The sequence below is a fragment of the Streptomyces sp. NPDC007205 genome (assembly GCF_040634095.1).
Lineage (GTDB): Bacteria > Actinomycetota > Actinomycetes > Streptomycetales > Streptomycetaceae > Streptomyces.
In genome coordinates, this window is sequence record NZ_JBEYEW010000061.1 from 1 (window position 1) to 18,507 (window position 18,507).

At 66.9% G+C, this 18,507-nt stretch carries 12 protein-coding genes and 5 pseudogenes; 16 read left to right on the forward strand and 1 reads right to left on the reverse strand.

Going from position 1 to position 18,507, the window contains the following annotated elements; translation table 11 throughout:
* Nucleotides 1–238: 238 nt before the first annotated feature.
* The 14 genes and pseudogenes from ABZ624_RS39315 to ABZ624_RS39380 form a co-directional block, all read left to right on the forward strand.
* Nucleotides 239–741 (forward strand): annotated as a pseudogene (locus ABZ624_RS39315) (transposase); the annotation flags it as partial.
* Nucleotides 742–823: 82 nt separating this feature from the next.
* Nucleotides 824–2,065: an ISL3 family transposase gene (locus tag ABZ624_RS39320; RefSeq protein ID WP_360099792.1), complete on the forward strand. Its 1,242-nt coding sequence runs from the start codon at nt 824–826 to the stop codon at nt 2,063–2,065.
* A gap of 46 nt (nt 2,066–2,111) precedes the next feature.
* The gene (locus tag ABZ624_RS39325; protein WP_360099812.1) at nt 2,112–2,402 is read left to right on the forward strand and encodes a transposase; all 291 of its coding nucleotides are present in this window, start codon (nt 2,112–2,114) and stop codon (nt 2,400–2,402) included.
* Nucleotides 2,403–2,440: 38 nt separating this feature from the next.
* Nucleotides 2,441–3,152 (forward strand): annotated as a pseudogene (locus ABZ624_RS39330) (IS256 family transposase); the annotation flags it as partial.
* A 232-nt stretch (nt 3,153–3,384) separates the two neighbouring features.
* A pseudogene (locus ABZ624_RS39335) lies at nt 3,385–4,451 on the forward strand (IS701 family transposase); the annotation flags it as partial.
* 1,011 nt (nt 4,452–5,462) lie between these two features.
* Complete coding sequence (locus ABZ624_RS39340; protein WP_360099794.1) at nt 5,463–6,392, forward strand: cytochrome P450; 930 nt, start codon at nt 5,463–5,465, stop codon at nt 6,390–6,392.
* A complete protein-coding gene (locus ABZ624_RS39345) occupies nt 6,389–7,594 on the forward strand; it encodes a cytochrome P450 (protein ID WP_360099796.1) in 1,206 nt (401 codons plus the stop codon). Before ABZ624_RS39340 ends, ABZ624_RS39345 begins: the two co-directional genes overlap by 4 nt.
* A 5-nt stretch (nt 7,595–7,599) precedes the next feature.
* Entirely contained in the window at nt 7,600–8,847 is a 1,248-nt protein-coding gene (locus tag ABZ624_RS39350; protein WP_360099798.1) for a cytochrome P450, read from the forward strand.
* A 28-nt stretch (nt 8,848–8,875) separates the two neighbouring features.
* A complete protein-coding gene (locus ABZ624_RS39355) occupies nt 8,876–9,079 on the forward strand; it encodes a ferredoxin (protein ID WP_360099800.1) in 204 nt (67 codons plus the stop codon).
* A 27-nt stretch (nt 9,080–9,106) separates the two neighbouring features.
* Nucleotides 9,107–10,147, forward strand: a complete 1,041-nt coding sequence (locus tag ABZ624_RS39360) for a polyprenyl synthetase family protein (protein ID WP_360099802.1) — start codon at nt 9,107–9,109, stop codon at nt 10,145–10,147.
* Between the two features lie 29 nt (nt 10,148–10,176).
* Nucleotides 10,177–11,799, forward strand: a complete 1,623-nt coding sequence (locus ABZ624_RS39365; protein ID WP_360099804.1) for a prenyltransferase — start codon at nt 10,177–10,179, stop codon at nt 11,797–11,799.
* 25 nt (nt 11,800–11,824) lie between these two features.
* Nucleotides 11,825–13,093: a cytochrome P450 gene (locus tag ABZ624_RS39370; protein ID WP_360099806.1), complete on the forward strand. Its 1,269-nt coding sequence runs from the start codon at nt 11,825–11,827 to the stop codon at nt 13,091–13,093.
* Nucleotides 13,084–14,007, forward strand: coding sequence for a UbiA family prenyltransferase (locus tag ABZ624_RS39375; protein ID WP_360099808.1), 924 nt, complete (start codon nt 13,084–13,086; stop codon nt 14,005–14,007). Before ABZ624_RS39370 ends, ABZ624_RS39375 begins: the two co-directional genes overlap by 10 nt.
* A 168-nt stretch (nt 14,008–14,175) precedes the next feature.
* Nucleotides 14,176–14,422 (forward strand): annotated as a pseudogene (locus ABZ624_RS39380) (hypothetical protein); the annotation flags it as partial.
* On the opposite strand, the gene ABZ624_RS39385 reads toward ABZ624_RS39380, so the two are convergent.
* Nucleotides 14,383–15,048, reverse strand: a complete 666-nt coding sequence (locus ABZ624_RS39385) for an IS6 family transposase (protein ID WP_360099814.1) — start codon at nt 15,046–15,048, stop codon at nt 14,383–14,385. The pseudogene ABZ624_RS39380 and the gene ABZ624_RS39385 overlap by 40 nt on opposite strands.
* A gap of 356 nt (nt 15,049–15,404) precedes the next feature.
* Between ABZ624_RS39385 and ABZ624_RS39390 the strand changes: the two genes are divergently transcribed.
* Together ABZ624_RS39390 and ABZ624_RS39395 are read left to right on the forward strand one after the other, a co-directional pair.
* Entirely contained in the window at nt 15,405–16,598 is a 1,194-nt protein-coding gene (locus tag ABZ624_RS39390) for an epoxide hydrolase family protein (protein WP_360099810.1), read from the forward strand.
* Nucleotides 16,599–16,806: 208 nt separating this feature from the next.
* Nucleotides 16,807–18,396: pseudogene (locus ABZ624_RS39395) on the forward strand (ISAzo13 family transposase).
* Nucleotides 18,397–18,507: the final 111 nt, after the last annotated feature.

Below are 18,507 nucleotides of genomic sequence, written 5' to 3' on the forward strand. Positions count from 1 at the left end.
GACCACCGCCAGTACACCGCTCCCACAAAGCCCTGTACAGACGCACACCGCCCCCAAAAATGCCCCTGCCATACAAAATTGTGCACTTGTACCGCCTCAGGTGGGAGTGCCTAATCAACGGCGGATCCGATGATCAAGGAGACGCCTGATGAGCGAGACCATCACCGAGCACTCGGCCGTGGAGAAGCCGGCCGTCGAGTCGACTGCGGAGTTGGTGTCGGACGAGCAGTTGATCGCGATGCTGGTCGACCGTGCCCGGTCCGACGGGCTGCAGTTGACTGGAGAGGGCGGGCTGCTGCAGCAGCTGACGAAGCGGGTGCTGAAGTCCGCCTTGGAAGGCGAGATCACTGATCACGTCGGCTATGACAAGCACGACGTGACGGGCAGGAACAGCGGCAACAGCCGCAACGGCACCCGTTCGAAGACCGGGCTGACGGACGTCGGCCCTGTCGAGGTGAAGGTGCCCCGTGACACCGCCGGCACCTTCGAGCCGCAGATCGTCAAGAAGCGGCAGCGCCGGCTGACCGGCGTCGACGAGATGGTGCTGTCGCTGTCCGCGAAGGGCCTGACCCACGGGGAGATATCGGCTCATCTGGCCGAGGTGTACGGCGCGAACGTGTCCAAGCAGACCATCACCACGATCCGGACAAGGTGATGGAGGGCATGGCCGAATGGCAGTCGCGTCCGCTCGACCGCGTCTACCCGGTGGTCTTCGTGGACGCCATCAACGTGAAGATCCGGGTTCTGTCGACGATCTTGTGATCCGGACGGTTGAGCGGGCTGTGCCGACTGTTCGCGATCATGCATCGAGTGCTCTCGTGATGTGCTCCTGGAGTTGTTTCCGTACCTGTCCGCGCTGCTGATCGAGGAGGTCGAGCGACGGCCGGACAAGGTGGTACTGCGGGCACGAGTGCGATCGACGACGGGGGTCTGCCGCTGCGGTCGTAGCTCGTCGCGGGTGCACGGCGGGTATGTACGTAAGCTGCGTGATGCCGCTGTGGGCGGAGTCGGGGTCGTGATCGAGTTACACATACGTCGCTTCCGCTGTGAGAATCCTGCGTGCGCGGCAGTGACGTTCGCCGAGCAGATCGCGGGGCTGACGACTCCGCACGGCCGCTATACCCCTTTGCTGCGCGGGCTGTTGACGCAGATCGGATTGGCGATGGCCGGCCGGGCCGGGGCCCGCCTGGCGGCCGCGGTCGGCATCACCGTGGGCAGGGACACGCTGCTGCGGATGGTCCGGGCCCTGCCCGAGCCGGAGATCGGCGAGGTTGAGGTGCTTGGTGTCGACGACTTTGCCTTCCGCAAGGGCCGCCACTACGGCACGGTGCTGATCGACATGGCCACCCACCGGCCGCTGCATCTCTACGACGGCCGCGAGGGCAAGGACCTGGCCGCCTGGCTCCAAGGCCATCCCGAGGTGAAGGTCATCTGCCGGGACCGCTCCAGCGGCTACGGGGAGGGCGCACGGGTCGGGGCGCCACAGGCCCAGCAGGCCGCGGACCGATATCACGTGTGGGCCAACCTCGGCCAGGCAGTTGAGAAGACGGTCAACGCCCACCGCTCCCGCCTGGCAGAACCGCTTGCCGCAGCGGAAGACGGCCCCGGCCACTCGGAGGCTGAGCCCGAGGTGGTGCAGCCGTCGAAAGAGCTGAAAATCGTGACCTGGCTGTGGGAGCAGCATGCCGCCGCCCACGAGCTGTGGGCGCAGGGGATGTCGAAGGCGGCGATCGGCCGGAAGCTCGGGCTGCATCAGGCCACCGTCCGCAAGCTGGTCAACGCCCGCTCCGCTGGTGACGTCGTCGCCAAGAGCCTGCAGCGGGCACATGTCGTCGACCCGTACGTCAGTTACCTGCATCAACGCTGGAACGAAGGCATAAGAAATGCCGCACAGCTGCACCGAGAGATTCAACAACTCGGCTACCCCGGAGGCGAGTTGGCCGTCCAGCGTCATCTGAGGCGCTACCGCACCGGGCGCGGACACGCACCCGCCGTCGGCCCCAAGCCTCCCTCGGTCCGCGAGGTCACCTCATGGATCATGACCCATCCCAGAACACCTCAGTGACGGCGATGCCGACAAGCTGTACCGCCTGCGTGAGCGCGACCCCGAGCTGGACCGGCTCACCGGCCACGTCAGGAAGTTCGCTGTCATGATGACCGCACGCCACGGCGACCGACTCGAGGACTGGATCGCCGGCGTCGAGCACGACACCCTGGCTCCGCTTGCGGGCTTCGCCCGCAACCTCCGCCGCGACTTCGACGCCGTCCACAACGGCCTGTCCCTGTCACATAGTCCAGGCGCTGTTGAAGGCAACATCAACCGGCTGAAGATGCTAAAACGGCAAATGTTCGGCCGGGCTGGCCTCGATCTCCTTCGCAAACGCGTCCTGCTCGCACGGTGACACTCTCCGCACCGGATCACAAGATCGTCGACAGAACCCGGATCCGCGACGGCCAGGTCGCCAACCGGCCGATCTACATCGCCATGGCCGTCACCGCCGAGGGCACCCGCGACATCCTCGGGATCTGGGCCGGTGACGGAGGCGAGGGTGCCAAGCACTGGCTCCAGGTCTTCACCGAACTTCCGCAACCGCGGCGTCGAGGACGTCCTCATGCTCGTCTGCGACGGCCTGAAGGGCCTGCCGGACGAGGTCGAGGCGGTCTGGCCTCGAACTGTCGTTCAGACCTGCATCGTTCACTTGATCCGCAACAGCATCCGCTACGTCGCCCGACAGGACTGGGACAAGGTCGCCAAGGACCTCAGGCCCGTCTGCACCGCGCCGAGCGAGGCCGCAGCGACCGAGCGGTTCCTGGAGTTCTCCGAGAAGTGGGGCACCAAGTATCCCGCTGTGATCAAGCTGTGGTCCGACGCCTGGGCCGAGATGGTGCCCTTCCTCTCCTTCGACGTCGAGATCCGCAAGGTGATCTGCAGCACGAACGCGGTCGAGAGCGTCAACGCCCGCATCCGCAAGGCCGTCCGGGCCCGGGGCCACTTCCCGTCGGAGAACGCCGCGTTGAAGTGTGTCTACCTGGCGCTGATGAGCCTGGACCTGATCGGCAAGGGCCGACGCCGCTGGACAATGCGCTGGAAGGCACCGTTGAACGCCTTCCAGATCGCCTTCGAAGGACGGCTCACCCCCACCAGCCACTGACACCTCACCAACCAAGATCAGCCGTTGATTGGACAGACCCTGTGTCAACTTAGTACTTCAGCAGTACTTCGCCATTTCTGCTGGTCAGGGTTCTGAGGGTGGGGAGTGTAGTGGTGTGGGCAGGGGCATGGAGCGGTCTTTGGCGGGGTGCCGCTCCAACGAGTGGCCGCGCGGTATGTAGTGACAATGCTTTGGGCAGTGCGCCTATGTGATCGAGGATGCACCCACGAACGTGTGGGACGAGGAGCTTGGCAGGCTGTTACGTCGGATCGGGAGCCGTTTCACGCGTGTGGAGCCCCGGCGTCTGGTGTGCGACTACATCCATGGTCTGCTTGGCCCGGTCGGCCGCAAGAACGGCTGGCAGATCGCCGAATACGCCGGCCACGCCACGCCTGACGGCCTGCAACGGCTGCTGTCCCGCACCTGCTGGAACGCGGACGAGATCCGCAACGACCTGCAAGCCTACGTCGCTGAACACCTCGGCGCCGACGACGGCGTGCTGATCACTGACGACACCGGCTTCGTCAAGAAGGGCACCACCTCCGCCGGGGTGCAGCGCCAGTACTCCGGCACTGCCGGCCGCACCGAGAATTGCCAGATCGGCGTCTTCGCCGCCTACGCCACCACCCGCGGCCATGCCCTGGTCGACCGGGAGCTCTATCTGCCCAAGTCCTGGACGGACGACCGCCATCGCTGCCGGGCGGCGAAGATCCCCGACCAGCGAACCTTCGCCACCAAAGGTGAGCTGGCCCGCACCGTGATCGCACGAGCCCTCGCCTCACCGCTGCCCATCGCCTGGGTCACCGCCGACGCCGCCTACGGACAGGACTCCACTTCCGCCACTTCCTCGAAGACGCCTGCCTTTCCTACGTCGTGGCCGTGCCCAAATCCCAGCCGGCCGGCGGCCCGCGCATCGATCACCTCTTCAGCCAAGCCCCGCCCGAAGCCTGGCAACGACTGTCCGCCGGACACGGCGCGAAAGGCGAGCGCTACTACGACTGGGCCGCCGCACACCTGCCCTCTGCATGCGAGTCAGACGACGACATGGTCACCAGTCGGCGCTGGGTGCTGGCCCGCCGCAGCATCACCAAGCCCAACGACATCGCCTACTACCTCGCCTGCACCCCGCTGGAGGCAACGATCGCCGACCTGGTTCGCGTCGCCGGATGCCGCTGGAAGATCGAGGAGTGCTTCCAGAGCGCGAAGAATGAATGCGGCCTGGACCACTACGAAGTCCGCCGTTATGTCGGCTGGTACCGGCACATCACTCTCGCCATGCTCGCCCACGCTTTCCTGGCAGTGATGGCCGGCCATGAACGGCAAAAGGGGGCGTCGAACGGGACACGCCCGACCTCGTGGACCTCACACCAGCCGAGATTCGCCGTCTACTGGCAACTGGACACCGCCATCGTCCCGTCGACCCCAGTCACATCATGACGTGGTCACACTGGCGCCGCCGCCATCAAGCACAAGCCCGCCGCTGTCACTACATACCGCGCGGCCACTCGTTGGGGCGGCACCCCGCCAAAGACCGTTCCATGCCCCTGCCCACACCACTACACTCCCCACCCTCAGAACCCTGACCAGCAGAAATGGCGAACTGCAACTGGAGTACTAGTTTCACAACCGCACGTTGTTGCACAGAGTGCCCGACATGTCCCGTGCTGGACCTCTAGGCAGCTTGCCTTTGATGGTGGACTGTCTTTGCATGGAGCTTGTTATTCCAGCTCAGCGCGTGCCTGTCGGGGTTGCGTCACTGTTGGCGGCAAGCCCATCTGATGGGAGCTGTGTGTACTCGGCCTGCATGCCGCCTACGGCACGGGTCCCAGGTACCGAGCCTGGTTGTCAATAGAAAGGGCTTGGACCAACAACTTGACCGGCTTAGTCGAGGCCTGTGCTGTGCTCTCCGCAGTTCAGGCTGAGCTCCGATGTGTTGCAGCATAGGTGGTTGATGTGGCCTCTGAACCTGATGCGTGGCCCGGCCGGTCTTCAGGGCGGGCGGCTAGGGCTCTCGCGTCCCCCTTGCCTACGCCATTGCCGTTTCAGCGGGCTGGGGATCCGCTCGATCCGCCTGCAGAATTCAAGCGTTGGCAGCGGGAGGAGCCCATACGCCGGGTCATCGCAGGCGGAGTGCCTGCTTGGTTAGTGACACGGTACGCCGATGTGCGCCAGCTGCTGGGGGACGCGCGCCTCAGCAGTGATGCGACGCGGACAGGGTACCCAGCGGTCCGTCTGGATCAGCCGCCGCCTCCGCGGGGTTACTTGCCGTCGACGGACCCACCGGAGCTCGCGAACCTGCGACGGGCCGTCGTGGGCAGTACGCTGGTCACCGGTGTGGGGCGGCTGCGGCCGGCCATCGAGCGGCACGCGCGCGAGCTGTTGGAGGAGCTGGCCCGGTTGCCGCAGCCGGTCGACCTTGTAGAGCGGTTCGCGTTAGCCTTGCCGGTCCGAGTGCTCTGTGAGCTGCTTGGAGTTCCGTTCGAAGACCGGAAAGTACTCGAACGCTGTGCCGCCGTACTCCTAAGGCGTTCTGCGTCAGCGGCTGAGGTAGCCGCCGCCGACAAGGCACGCAGCGAGTACTTCGCTCGACTCGTCGAGGCCAAGGACCAGGAGCCCGCCGACGACCTGCTCAGCGAGCTCGTCGTCCGACACGTACGGACCGGCCGGATCACCAGGGAGCAGTTGGTCAGCCTCGGGTCGTTGCTGCTAGTCGCAGGCCATGCGACCACGGCCAACCAAATCGCGCTGAGCGTGCTCGCCTTGCTGCGACACCCCGAGCAGCTGCCGGTCATGCTGGCTGGCCCGGAAGCGGCGTCCTGTGCTGTGGATGAGTTGTTGCGCCACCTTACCGTGGTCCACTTCGGGCTGCGCAGGGTGGCAACTGCGGACATCACGATCGGGGAGACGGTGATCCGGGCCGGTGACGGCGTAGTACTGGCGATTCAGAGTGCCAATCGGGACCCTGACATCTTCCCGGAGCCGGACCGGCTCGACCTTACTCGGCGTGCCCGAGCTCATGTGGCGTTCGGGTATGGCGCTCACCGCTGCCCTGGGCAGGCACTGGCCCGGGCGGAGCTGGAGATCGCGCTGCCCGCCCTGTTTCGGCGGCTGCCCGGGCTGCGTTTGGCGATCCCTTTCGACCAGGTCCTATTTGCGGAGGACAGCTTCCTGCATGGTGTACGGGAACTCCCCATCGTCTGGGAATCAGCGCACGGCGCCGCCTGGGAGAGGAAGGGATGATGGCGGAGAAGTATCCGCTGGACGGGGGCGAGCTGCCACACGGGAAGTTTGCCGAGCGCAGGTCATCCGATCCGCTCGGCGAGGTAGAGGTGCCCAGCGGTGATCTGGTGCGGCTCGCGGTCCGTTACGACGACGTGAAGATGGTGCTCACCGACCCCCGTTTCAGCACAGACCCGCGCTTGCCGGGCACACCTCGCTTCCGCAGGAGTTCGTCGGACTGTGCGGACGCGATCTTCCATAAGGACCCACCGGAGCTGAACCGGCTGCGTCGGCTGGTCTCCGGGGCGCTCGGCCCGCGGCGGCTGCAGCAGTGGCGGCCCCGGGTGGAGGCGATCGCCAACCGGCTTTTGGCCGAGATGCTGGCCGGACCGCAGCCAGCCGATCTGTCGGTGGCATACGCCTTCCCCCTGCCGTTGTACGTCATCTGCGACCTGCTCGGCGTACCCGCCAAAGACATGGGCCGCTTTCACGACTGGGCGGACGCCTTCGTCTCCACCACCACGATGAGCGCCGAGCAACGGGATGTGCACATGCGGGAGTTCGGCAGATACCTGGCCGGACTCATCGCCGAGCGGCGTCGGTCGACGGGCTCCGAGGGACTGCTCGGCACACTGATAGAGGCGCGGGATGCCGACGGCCGACTCTCTGAGAGCGAACTGGTCATCCTGGTCAAAACACTGATCATCGCTGGCCACGAGTTGGTGGCAACCACCATCGGTCGTGGCACGTTCACGTTGCTGCGCCGCCCCAAGCAGTATACGGCGCTGTGCCGGGAGCCCGAGCTTTTGGAGCAGGCGGTGGAAGAGATCCTGCGGTATGAGTTCGCCGGCAGCAACAGTCTTATCCGCACCGCCCGTGAGGACTTGGACCTGCCATCTGGGACGATCCCGAAGGGCACCGGAGTGATCACCGCGCTCGCCTCCGCCAACCGGGACGAGGAACATTTCTCTTGCCCGGAGGAATTCGACATCCGACGCGCCGACAACCCGCATCTCACGTTCGGTATGGGCCCGCATTTCTGCCTGGGCGCCGGCTTGGCCCGGCTTGAACTCAAGGCGGCATTCGGCGTGTTGACACGGGCCGTCCCTGACTTGAGGTTGGCGGTACCACCGCAGGAGATCACCTTCGTGACCGGTCTCCAGATGCGCCGCGTCGAGAGGCTGCCCGTCGCCTGGCAGCCCAGGGAAGGGAGCACATCGTGAGGGCGATGCCGTCACAGACGTCCGAGCTTGACGTTTTGGCCCGCCTGTGGGATCCGGAAACGCTTCAGGACCCCTACCCGTTCTATGGGTGGCTGCGTGAGCATGCCCCCGTCCACCGCAACCCGAGCGGCGGTGTGTACCTGGTGAGCCGCAATGCGGCGGTCAGAGCCGTTTACCAGTCGCCTGACCTGCGCGCCATTGAGCTTGAGGAACTTGTCGCGAAGCACCCGCGCTGGGAGCAGTCTCGTGCACTGCGCATCCTCTCGCAGGTCATCACCAGTACCAACCCCCCCGAGCACACGCGGATCAGGCGCGCACTCTCCCGGCATTTCACTCTCCGGCAGGCCCAGCGCCTGCAGGCGGCGGCCGAACATCACTGCGACCGGCTGCTGGCACCGCTGGCCACCCGGGTGAAGGACGGCGAGAGGGCCGACCTGCACCACGAGTTGACCCAGCCGCTGGGAATGAACATGGCCGGGGACATCATCGGCATCCCCCAGGCCGACCGTGTGACGCTGGCTGCTTTGATCCTCAGGGTCCTGGCCTCGCTCCATCCCGCTTCCAGCGACGAGGCATTGCAGGAAGGAGACCGGGCGAGTGAGGAGGTTGAGGAGTACTTCGCCCAGCTCGCCGCTGAGCGCAGTAAGCGGCCTTGCGGGGACCTGATCTCCGCGCTGCTGTCCGAGGTGCGCGAGGGCGGCGACGAAACGCCCGAACAGGGGCTGACCCGCGCCGAGTTCATGTTGCTGTTGTGGGGGTTGTGGGCGGGCAGTTTCGAGACCACGGTGGCCGCCATGGGTTTCGGCGTACTCGCCATGGTGGATCACCCGGAGCAGGCGCGCTGGCTAGACGGGGGCCCTACCGAGGTTAAGTCGTTCGTCGCAGAGACACTCCGGTACAGCCCGCCGGTCCTGGTGGACGCCGATCCCCGGATCGCACGCAGGGACATTGAACTTGATGGGGTCACCATCCCCAAGGGTGCGGACGTACGGCCCTTGCACGGGCCCGCCAACCGTGATCCGGAGGCATTTCCCGACCCGGACCGGTTCGACCCGTCCCGCAATACCTCGCGGATGGTGACCTTCGGCCACGGTGTGCACCACTGCCTCGGCGCCAATCTGGCACGGATGGAGTGCGCCGTCGTACTCACCCGGATCCGTCGTACCCTGCCCGGCCTGACCGTGCCGGAACGGCCAGTGCTCCGGCCGGCGATGAGCCTGCGGACCTTCGAACGTTTCCCTGTCACCCTCTGACTCACCCTCGCTTAGGGGAGGCCTGCCCATGCACGTTCACGCCGACCAGAGTATCTGCGCCACCTCGGGGCAGTGCGCCGAGAGCGTCCCCGAGGTGTTCACCACACGGGACGAGGACGGCGTGGTCGTCGTAAACACGCCGGATCCGGACCGCCGTTTGTGGCAGGACGTGCGCGCCGCTGCCCGCCGCTGCCCAGTGGCCGCGATCATCCTCACCGAGCCCGAGGAATGACCGATGCCCGCATGCGGCAAGCCGGGCATGACCACGACGAAGGACCCGAGTCCGGTCTCCGGGACGATCGGCCCTGAAAGCATTGGTGAATTGCGGTCCCTGACCCTGTCGGGACTCAAGGCCGTCGTCGGTCGCCTCCCTGCCTCCCTTCAGCACGTCGCTAAGTACCAGTTCGGCTGGACAGACGAAAAAGGACGACCGACGCAGGGCTTTCCCGGCAAGCTGGTCCGCCCCGCTCTGGCCCTGCTGTGCGCCCGGGCAGCGGGCGGACGGGCCGAGGCAGCGGTACCCGCGGCCGTCGCAGTGGAACTGGTGCACAACTTTTCCGTGCTTCACGACGATGTTATGGACGGCGATGTGATGCGCCGCCACCGCCGTACCGTCTGGGCAGCATTCGGCACCGGCAACGCCGTCCTGCTCGGTGACGCCCTGCTGGCCCTGGCGTTCCAGACTGTCTCGAACCTGGGCCGCGCCAGTGCCACGGTGCTCAGTGACGCGTTGCTCGACATGGTCCACGGCCAGGCCATGGACCTGGCCTTAGAGAAGGACACCACTCCCACCCTGTCCAAGAGCCTGATCACGGCGGCCGGAAAGACGGGGGCTCTGCTGCGCAGTGCCTGCCGTCTCGGTGCGCTGATCGTGGGCGCCGATGAGACTCGGGCCGCCCTGTTCGGGGAGTTCGGCGAGCACCTGGGACTTGCTTTCCAGCTCACCGATGACGTGCTCGGTATCTGGGGTGACCCACAGACCACTGGAAAGCCGGTTCACTCCGACCTGCAGTCCCGCAAGAAATCTCTGCCCGTGCTCGCCGCTCTCGCCTCGGGCACCCCAGCCAGCGAACGGCTCGCCCTCCTCTATGGCCGGGACACTGCACTCCCCTTCGGCCCAGACGAATACGTGGAACTGGCCGCACTGATCGAGGAGGCAGGCGGCCGTTCCTGGACAGAACGCCGCGCACACCAAGCCTACGCAGACGCTCTCGCCGCGCTCGAGCACGCGCGGCCCGAGCCCAGGGCAGCAGCCGATCTTCTGGCATTGGCCGACGCCCTGATCCATCGCAACCACTGACTACCCCAGCGCACGAGGAACGGGGAGCGATGCACGCACAGAACAAGGAACCCCTGGCCGTTCCCCGCCTGGCCAGGTGGCGGCAAGGGGCGGCCCGGGCCGCCACCGAGCTGATCACCGAGATCATGGCAAACCCGTGCGGGACCATGTCGCCCTCAGTGTATGAGACGGCCCGACTAGTAAGCAGCGCGCCCTGGCTCGATGGCCACGGCGCCCGGTGTTATTTCCTGCTGCGTACCCAGCGCCCGGACGGCTGGTGGGGCCACGCCGATGGCTACGGCCTGGTGCCCACCCTCAGTGCCACCGAGGCTCTGCTGCACGAAGTCGACCGGCCCCGCACTGATGTGTTACAGCCGTCTGCCGCCCTGCTAGCCCGGGCCGCCCTCAAGGGACTATGGGCGGTGGCCGACTGGCTCACCGTCAATGGCAGGGACACGGTACCGGACACCATTGCAGCCGAACTGATCATTCCCTGGCTGGTCGACGAGCTCAACCGCCAACTGGCCGGCTCCGGTGGACGGCTTGGCGCCACCGCGCTCAGCCTGCCCGTCGGCATCGAAGGGCAGGCACTGGCCCGACTACGGACGGCCGTGGCCGATGGGCAGGCGCTGCCGGAGAGGCTCTGGCATACCCTGGAGGCTCTAGGCAAGCAGGCCGCCAGTACGCCCGGAGTCCGTCTTGTCGCCTCAGCGGTCGGCTCCTCGCCCGCCGCGACCGCCGCCTGGCTGGCAGGCCGTATCCGGCAGGAGGCTGCCGCCGGGCTGCTTCAAGAGACCCAGGCCCGCTGGGGCGGCCCGGTCCCCGGGGTGATCTCCATTGCGGTGTTCGAACGCGCCTGGGTGCTCGGCTGGCTCCTGGATGCAGGCGTGCCGGTTACCATCCCCCCGCAGCTGCTTGCCTGTCTGGAGAACAGTCTCGGCCGCTCTGGCGCGCCCGCCGGGCCTGGGCTGCCTGCGGACTGCGACGATACCGCTGCCGTCCTGCACACGCTCGCCCTTATCGGCCGCCCCGCGCCCCTCGACGCCCTCTGGGCGTATGAGACCGATTCCTGCTTCGTCTGCTTCCCCGGCGAGCGCACCCCTTCCACCAGCACCAACGCACATGCCCTCGAGGCCCTGCTGGACGCCGCGCCGTCCGGCGAGCCGGCCGGGGGATGCGCCCGCCGACGCACCGCAGCCCGCAAGATCGAGAACTGGCTGCTGGCCCAGCAAGACCAGAACGGCTTCTGGGACGACAAGTGGCACGCCTCCCCGCACTACGCCACGATGTGCTGCACCATCGCCCTAACGCGCCGCCACCACCCGAGTACTGCGGATGCTCTCGCGCGCGCCGAGCGTTGGACACTCGCCTCCCAGCGCCCCGATGGCTCCTGGGGGCGCTGGGAGGGAACCACGGAGGAGACCTCCTACGCCATCCAGACTCTCATCCGCGCCTACCCCGGCGACCTGCCGCCGCAGGTGGCCCACGCGGTGGCCGACGGCTGCGTCTTCCTCCTGGACTGCCAGAAGGAGGACCCCTGCCCGCCGCTGTGGCACGACAAAGACCTCTACGCCCCGCTCACCGTGGTCAAGGCGGCCCGCGTCGCCGCCCTCCACGCCGCCGCGACCCGTCTGGAGGCACCCAGGCAACCGGCCGCGCACACCGCACAGTGACGACGAGCGGACGGACGACACACCAATGACCATCAACAAACTGCGATTCAGTCTCCAGGGCCTTACCTTCCTCGACGCGGTCGCGCCCCGGCCGGAACGAACCGTGGAGCTCAAGAGGACGCCGACTCCTCACCTGCTGCTCTGGGCCGCCGACGACCTCGCAGAAGTGTTCCGCTCCGAACGGGACATGCGCCTGGAACATAGCGACACCCTGCGTCCGCTCGTCGGTTCCACCTCCCTACTGTTCGCCAACGGCACCCGGCACACCGCCTACCGGCAGGTAATCGGACCCGCACTGCGCGGCAAGCAGCTGAACGGCCACGTCCCGGCAATCCGCGCCATAACGGAGCAGGCAGCCGACGAACTGGCCATGCGCAGTTCGTTCGCGGTGCCGGAATGGGCCCGCCGAGTGACCCTGCGCATCATCGGCCGGATCCTGCTCGGTGACGAAAACAGCGCCCTGCTCACCCGAGTCAGCGACCTGGTGGAGCAGATTCTCGGTACCTCCTGGCGCACCCTGCGCTACCGCTATCTGCGCCCCCCCACCTTGGTGCCGTCGCTATGGCGTGCCTTCCTGCGCGACCGGGACCTGCTGAGCGAGGACCTGCGGAGCCTGCGACCGACAACCGTCGCCCCCGGCTGCCTGGTCCTGGCGGCCGAACTCACCACCGGCAACCCGCCGCTGGGCCAACTCGGCGGAGACGAACTCGCCGACCAGCTCATCTCGCTGATCTTCGCCGGTCATGAGACCACCGCCTCCGCGATCGCCTGGACCTTCTATTGGCTCGCCAGCCACGACCAGGTACGCGCCGACCTCAAGGCGGAACTCGCCGCCAGCCCGGCCGACGGATCATCGGCGGCCGAACTCCCACTGCTCGACGCGATCTGCCGGGAGTCCCTGCGCATCACACCGCCCGCCACCCTCGCCGGAAACCGGACCCTGATCACCGACGGGGAACTCCTCAGCCGCCCCCTGGCCAGGGACACTACGCTTACCCCCTGCATCTACCTGGCACATCGGCAGCCGGACGTCTACCCGCGGCCGGAGCAATTTGACCCCGGCCGGTTCCTTGGCCGCAAATGGACCGGGCAGCACTACCTGCCCTTCGGCGGCGGCACCCGCCGCTGCCTGGGCGCGGACCTGGCCATGTTGGAGATCCGGATGGTCATCGCCGCGGCACTGCGCCGAATCGAACTCGGCCGCCCCGACCCGCAGGTTGGCACACCGCACCGCCGCGGCCCCGCCATGGGGCCCTCGCCCACGCTCACTCTGACCGCCCGCCCATGTTCCTGACAGCCACCCGCTGCATCCGGCAGGCACAGGACCTCTACCGCGTCCACCGCCTGGAATTCCCCTTCCCGGTCGCCTATCTCTGCCACGCCCTATGGGGCGCCAGCTACGCAGCCACCTCACCACAGCAACTGGCCCAGACCCCCGTACTACTGGCTGTGCTCGCCAACCTGATTCCGCTCATCGCCCAGAACGTCCTCAACGCAGCCATGGACATCCCCATCGACACCCGCACCCCCGGCAAGATCAGTGTCGCCCAGGCCGCCATGCGCCTGGGCCGGACCCGGTTGATCACCATCGCCTCCGCCGAAATGACCGCCGCCCTGCTCTTGGCCACCAGCGTCGCCATCCGCCTCGGCCGCCCGCTCATCGCGGCCGCTGTAGCAGCCGGGATCCTGGTGGAATACCTGTACAACCTCGAACCGGTCAGGCTGAAAAAGCGCGGCATGGCCAACCCAGTCAGCCTCGGCCTGCACTTCTCCCTCCTCCCGTGCCTGTCCACCTTCAACGCCGTCCGCCCCGACTTCCCCCCCTTCCTCTGGCCGCTCATCTTCGGCCTGTGGCTGCTGCTCATCGGCCGCACCCTGTGGTGGTCCCTGCCCGACGCCACCGCCGACCGCGCTGCCGGCCTCGCCCCGCCCGCCGTCCGCCACGGCCTCTCCCACACTCTCCTAATGGCTTGCACGGCGACCACCACCGCCCTTGCCCTCATCGCCTGGGGACTCACATGGACCCTCGGCCCCCTGGCAGCCCTGACCGGCACCGCAGGATGCAGCGCCTTCCTGATCAGGAAAATCCGCCTGACCCCCCCTGCTCTCCATACCCTTCACGAGACCCACATGCGCTGGCACACCCTCACATACGTAACCGGCGCGGACATACTCCTCGTACTACTCCCGCTGACCACGGCTCTGTAGGATCGAACGGCAAATGGATCACTTGAGGCCGCGTGTGGGAGGGCGTGTCAACGTAAGTGGCTATTGTCGTTCCGAATCTGAGGGCGGTGTTTTCGCTGGTCAGGCATAGGGCCGGTGATTCGGTGGGAGTGGTGGCGTGTCGTGTCGTCGCTCCCCGGGTGGTTGTGGATGCCGTCGGTCGTCGGACTGCTGGAAGAGCACGCACTCGCCGGTCGCCGTCGGGTCAACGGGTTGCGGGAGAGCCGATCGCATCCAGGCCGAACTCGGCCTACGGGACGCGGATGCGCGTTCGGCGCCCAGGCCGGCGGTGAAGGCGAAGTCGCAGGTGCCCGTGTGGCGTGAGGGACTGGCCTGGTCTGTGCTATCGGCGGACTATCAGCGCATCCTCCAGGCCCTGACGGACCGGCACCGGCTCCATAGGTGGTGGTGGGGGCGGAAGTGCGGTGAGTTCCGGGAGAAGGAGGCCAGGAATCTCTGGGTCGTGCCGACGCGGCGGAAGCCCTGCATCGGGTACTCGCGCCGCCGGGCGGGCAGGTGTGAGTTCCCGGCCCGGTTGTTGAGGTACTTCGAGGAGCGGTGCTCGACGGAGGGTATGACCTCGCGGTGGGCGGCGCCGGAGGAACGGAGTTTGTCGGTCACGATCACCCGCGGCACGTACTCAAGGCCCTTGAGGAGCCTGTGGAAGAACCGCTTCGCGGCCTTCGCGTCACGCCTGTCGGTCACGAGGATGTCCAGGACATTGCCATCCTGGTCCACCGCGCGCCGCAGAAACCGCATCCGCCCGTTGACCTTGATGAACACCTCGTCCGGATGCCACCGGTCACCCGGGCGGGGCTGCCGACGGCGCAGCCCGGCGGCGTAGGCGGGGCCGAACCTCTCGCAGCGCAGCCGGATCGCCTCGTACGACACCTGGATGCCGCGCTCGAACAGCAGCTCTGCCACATTCAGCTCAGCGGGAAACGGTGATACAAGCCACACCGCGTGCGCGATCACCTCCGGAGGGAACCGGAAGCCCTTGTACGGCGGAACAGCGGTGTCCACGTCCACCAGCAGGCCCCTCCCGTAACGATCTACACCAAGATCGTCCCACCCCACTCCTCAACTTGATAAGGCCCCCTCGGCGGATCACCGCAGCTCGACGTATCTCAACAACCGGGCCGACCCTCACCGGAATATCGAGCCCCGCCTGCCTGAGATAGCCCACCGCCCCAGCCACACCGGCAACTTGCCGACGCCGCTGACAGAGCTTGATCCTCGTGGCACGCTGTGATTATGAGGTACGCGCTGGGGTGGGTTTCTTGCATGAGCGTCGGCAGTTTCGCGAGGGTACCTAACTGAAGGCGCCGAGCGGTTCGCCCGGGGCGAGCCCAGTTCGGTGATCGCGAAGGGAGTTACAGGTGAGCATCCACCCATTCCGTATCGACATCCACCAAGACGAGCTGGACGATCTCCACGAGCGCCTTGACCGCACCCGCTGGCCGGACGAACTACCTGGAGTAGGTTGGGCATACGGCATTCCGCGAGGATACCTCAAGGACCTCGTGAGATACTGGCGGCACGAATACGACTGGCGTGCCGCGGAAGCCCGATTGAACCAGTGGCCGCAGTTCACCACCACGATCGACGGAGCGAATGTCCACTTCGCCCACATCCGGTCGCCGGAGCCGGATGCGACCCCGCTGATCATGACACACGGCTGGCCGGGCTCCATCGTCGAGTTTACTGAGGTCGCCGGTCCGCTCACCAATCCTCGTGCGCATGGCGGCGCCCCTACCGACGCATTCCACCTGGTGCTTCCGAGCATTCCCGGGGTCGGGCTGTCCGGGCCCACGCGGGACAAGGGCTGGGAGTTAAAGCGGGTGGCCGCCGCGTTCGCCGAGCTGATGGAACGCCTCGGCTACGAGTGGTACGGGGCGCAGGGAGGTGATTGGGGAGCAGGCGTCTCCCGCGAGCTCGGCCGGACCCGGCCCGACCAGGTCATCGGCGTACACCTGAACCTGCTGCCGCACTCAGCCGCGACGCAGGACCCCGGTGCGGACGACTTAGAAGTGCTGGACCCCGCCGAGCGCCAGCGCACGCTGGCCTCCTGGGAACGCATGAGGGAATGGAGCCGTGACCGCCAGGGCTACGCCGCCATCCAGTCTACCCGTCCGCAGACCCTGGCCTACGGCCTCACAGACTCGCCTGTAGGCCAACTGGCCTGGATCGCTGAGAAGTTTAAGGAGTGGACCGACTGCCGCGACCGTCCCGAAGATGCCGTCGACCGCGACCAGATGCTCACTAACGTGATGCTGTATTGGCTGACCGGCACGGCAGGATCGTCCGCCCGCATCTACTACGAATGCGCGCATGCCTACTATTGGGGCACGCCCCCTGAGCCTTCGGCGACGCCCACCGCACTGGCCGACTTCCCGCGGGACCTCTTCATTCCGCTGCGGCACATCGCGGAGCGGACGAACAACATCGTGCAATGGACGAGTTACGACCGAGGCGGGCACTTCGCGGCCATGGAGCAGCCGGACCTGCTGGTCAGTGACGTAAGGACGTTCTTCCGAAATGTGAGGGACCGCCGACGGCCCCCCCAAGCGTAGCCCAGGCTCGTGAGCCGCCTGGCACACTGCTCATCACCGGCGAAGACAGATTCACCACCGCTTAGGGCTTGCCGGGAAACAAGTCGTGGCTTCCGGCTGTCGGACTCGTTATTCTGGTATGGGGAGACCGGAGGGGATCGAGGCCGTCCTGACTGCGAAGTTCCAGGTGTTGTTGCCGCATGTGGACGAGCGCCAGCGTCGGCTGGCCATGGGGGCGGAAGCGCTGTCGCTGGGGCGTGGTGGGATCAGGCTCGTCGCCGCCGCGGCCGGGGTTCGGGAGGGCACGGTCTCGCGCGGAGCGGCTGAACTGGGCTCTGGCCAGGCGCTGTTGGGGCGAGTCCGTCGTCCTGGTGGAGGCCGGAAGAAGCCGTGGACCCTGACCCGGGGCTGCGGCCGGCGCTGCTTGCGCTGGTCGAGCCCGACGAGCGGGGCGATCCGATGTCGCCGCTGCGGTGGACGACGAAGTCGCCCCGGAAGCTGGCAGCGGAGCTGACCCGGCAGGGCCACCGGGTCTCCGCCGACACGGTCGCCGGCCTGCTGCGGGAGGAAGGCTTCAGTCTGCAGGCCAACGCCAAGACCATCGAGGGTGCCCAGCACCCCGACAGGGACGCCCAGTTCCGCTACCTCAATGAGCAGGCACGAGACCACCGGGACGCCGGCGACCCGGTGATCAGCGTGGACAGCAAGAAGAAGGAGCTGATCGGCGACTACAAGAACGCCGGGCGCGAATGGCGCCCCGCAGGGCAGCCCGTGAGGGCCAAGACGCACGACTTCCCCGGCCAGGCCGAGAAAGCGATTCCGTACGGAATCTATGACATGGCGGCGAACACCGGCTGGGTCAGCATCGGCACCGATCACGACACCGCGGCGTTCGCCGTCGCCTCGATCCGGCGCTGGTGGCAGGCAGTCGGCCGGCATGACTACCCCCACGCCCGCCGACTGCTGATCACCGCCGACGGCGGGGGCTCCAACGGCTATCGCACCTGCGGCTGGAAGACCCAGCTCGCCGACCTCGCCGCTGAGACGGGTCTTGAGATCACGGTGTGTCACCTTCCGCCCGGCACCTCGAAATGGAACAAGATCGAGCACCGGCTGTTCTCTCACATCACCATGCACTGGCGCGGCAGACCCCTGACCAGCCATGAAGTCATGCTCCAAACCATCGCCGCGACCACCAGCCGCACCGGCCTCTCCGTCCATGCCGAGCTCGACAGCGGTGAGTACCCACCGGCATCCGTGTCAGCGACGACGAGATCACCACCCTGCCCATCACTCGCCATCGCTTCCACGGCGACTGGAACTACACCCTCCACCCCAGCATCCGATGGACGCGGCGACCACCGGCAGCACACCGGACGAGGCCCTGGCGCACAGACCGGCTCGCCTCACGCGGCGTTCGCTCCAGGACCCGGAACTGACCGGGATGACCCGCCGGCAGCTCAGCGAGCTCATCGAGTCGTTGACTTCAGCGATGGAGGTTCAACGCGAGCAAGTACTCCGCACACGTCGGGGTCACGAGCGCCTGGTGGCCCCTGGCGCAGGTGCCAAAGCCAAGCTCACCTCAGCCGACCGGGTCCTGGTCACCGTGCTCCACCTGCGAAAACTCGCGAACATGGACCTCCTGGGCCAGCTCTTCAACACCACCGCCATGACCATCAGCCGTGCAGTGAAAGACGTCCGCCCGCTCCTGGAAGCCCATGGTGTTCATCTCCCCGCCTCAACCGCCCGTTTCCGCACACGGGAAGACGTCGCCAGGTCTCTCGACCCCGACAAAACCAAGATCAAACCGACGTGTTGATTCCCGGCAAGCCCTTAGACGGTGTCCTATGTGGTGAGGCGGACGAGTCGCTTGTAGCAGCACAGGGCGGCGGCGAGACCGAGAAAGGCCAGGTAGTTGCGGGAGTGGCGT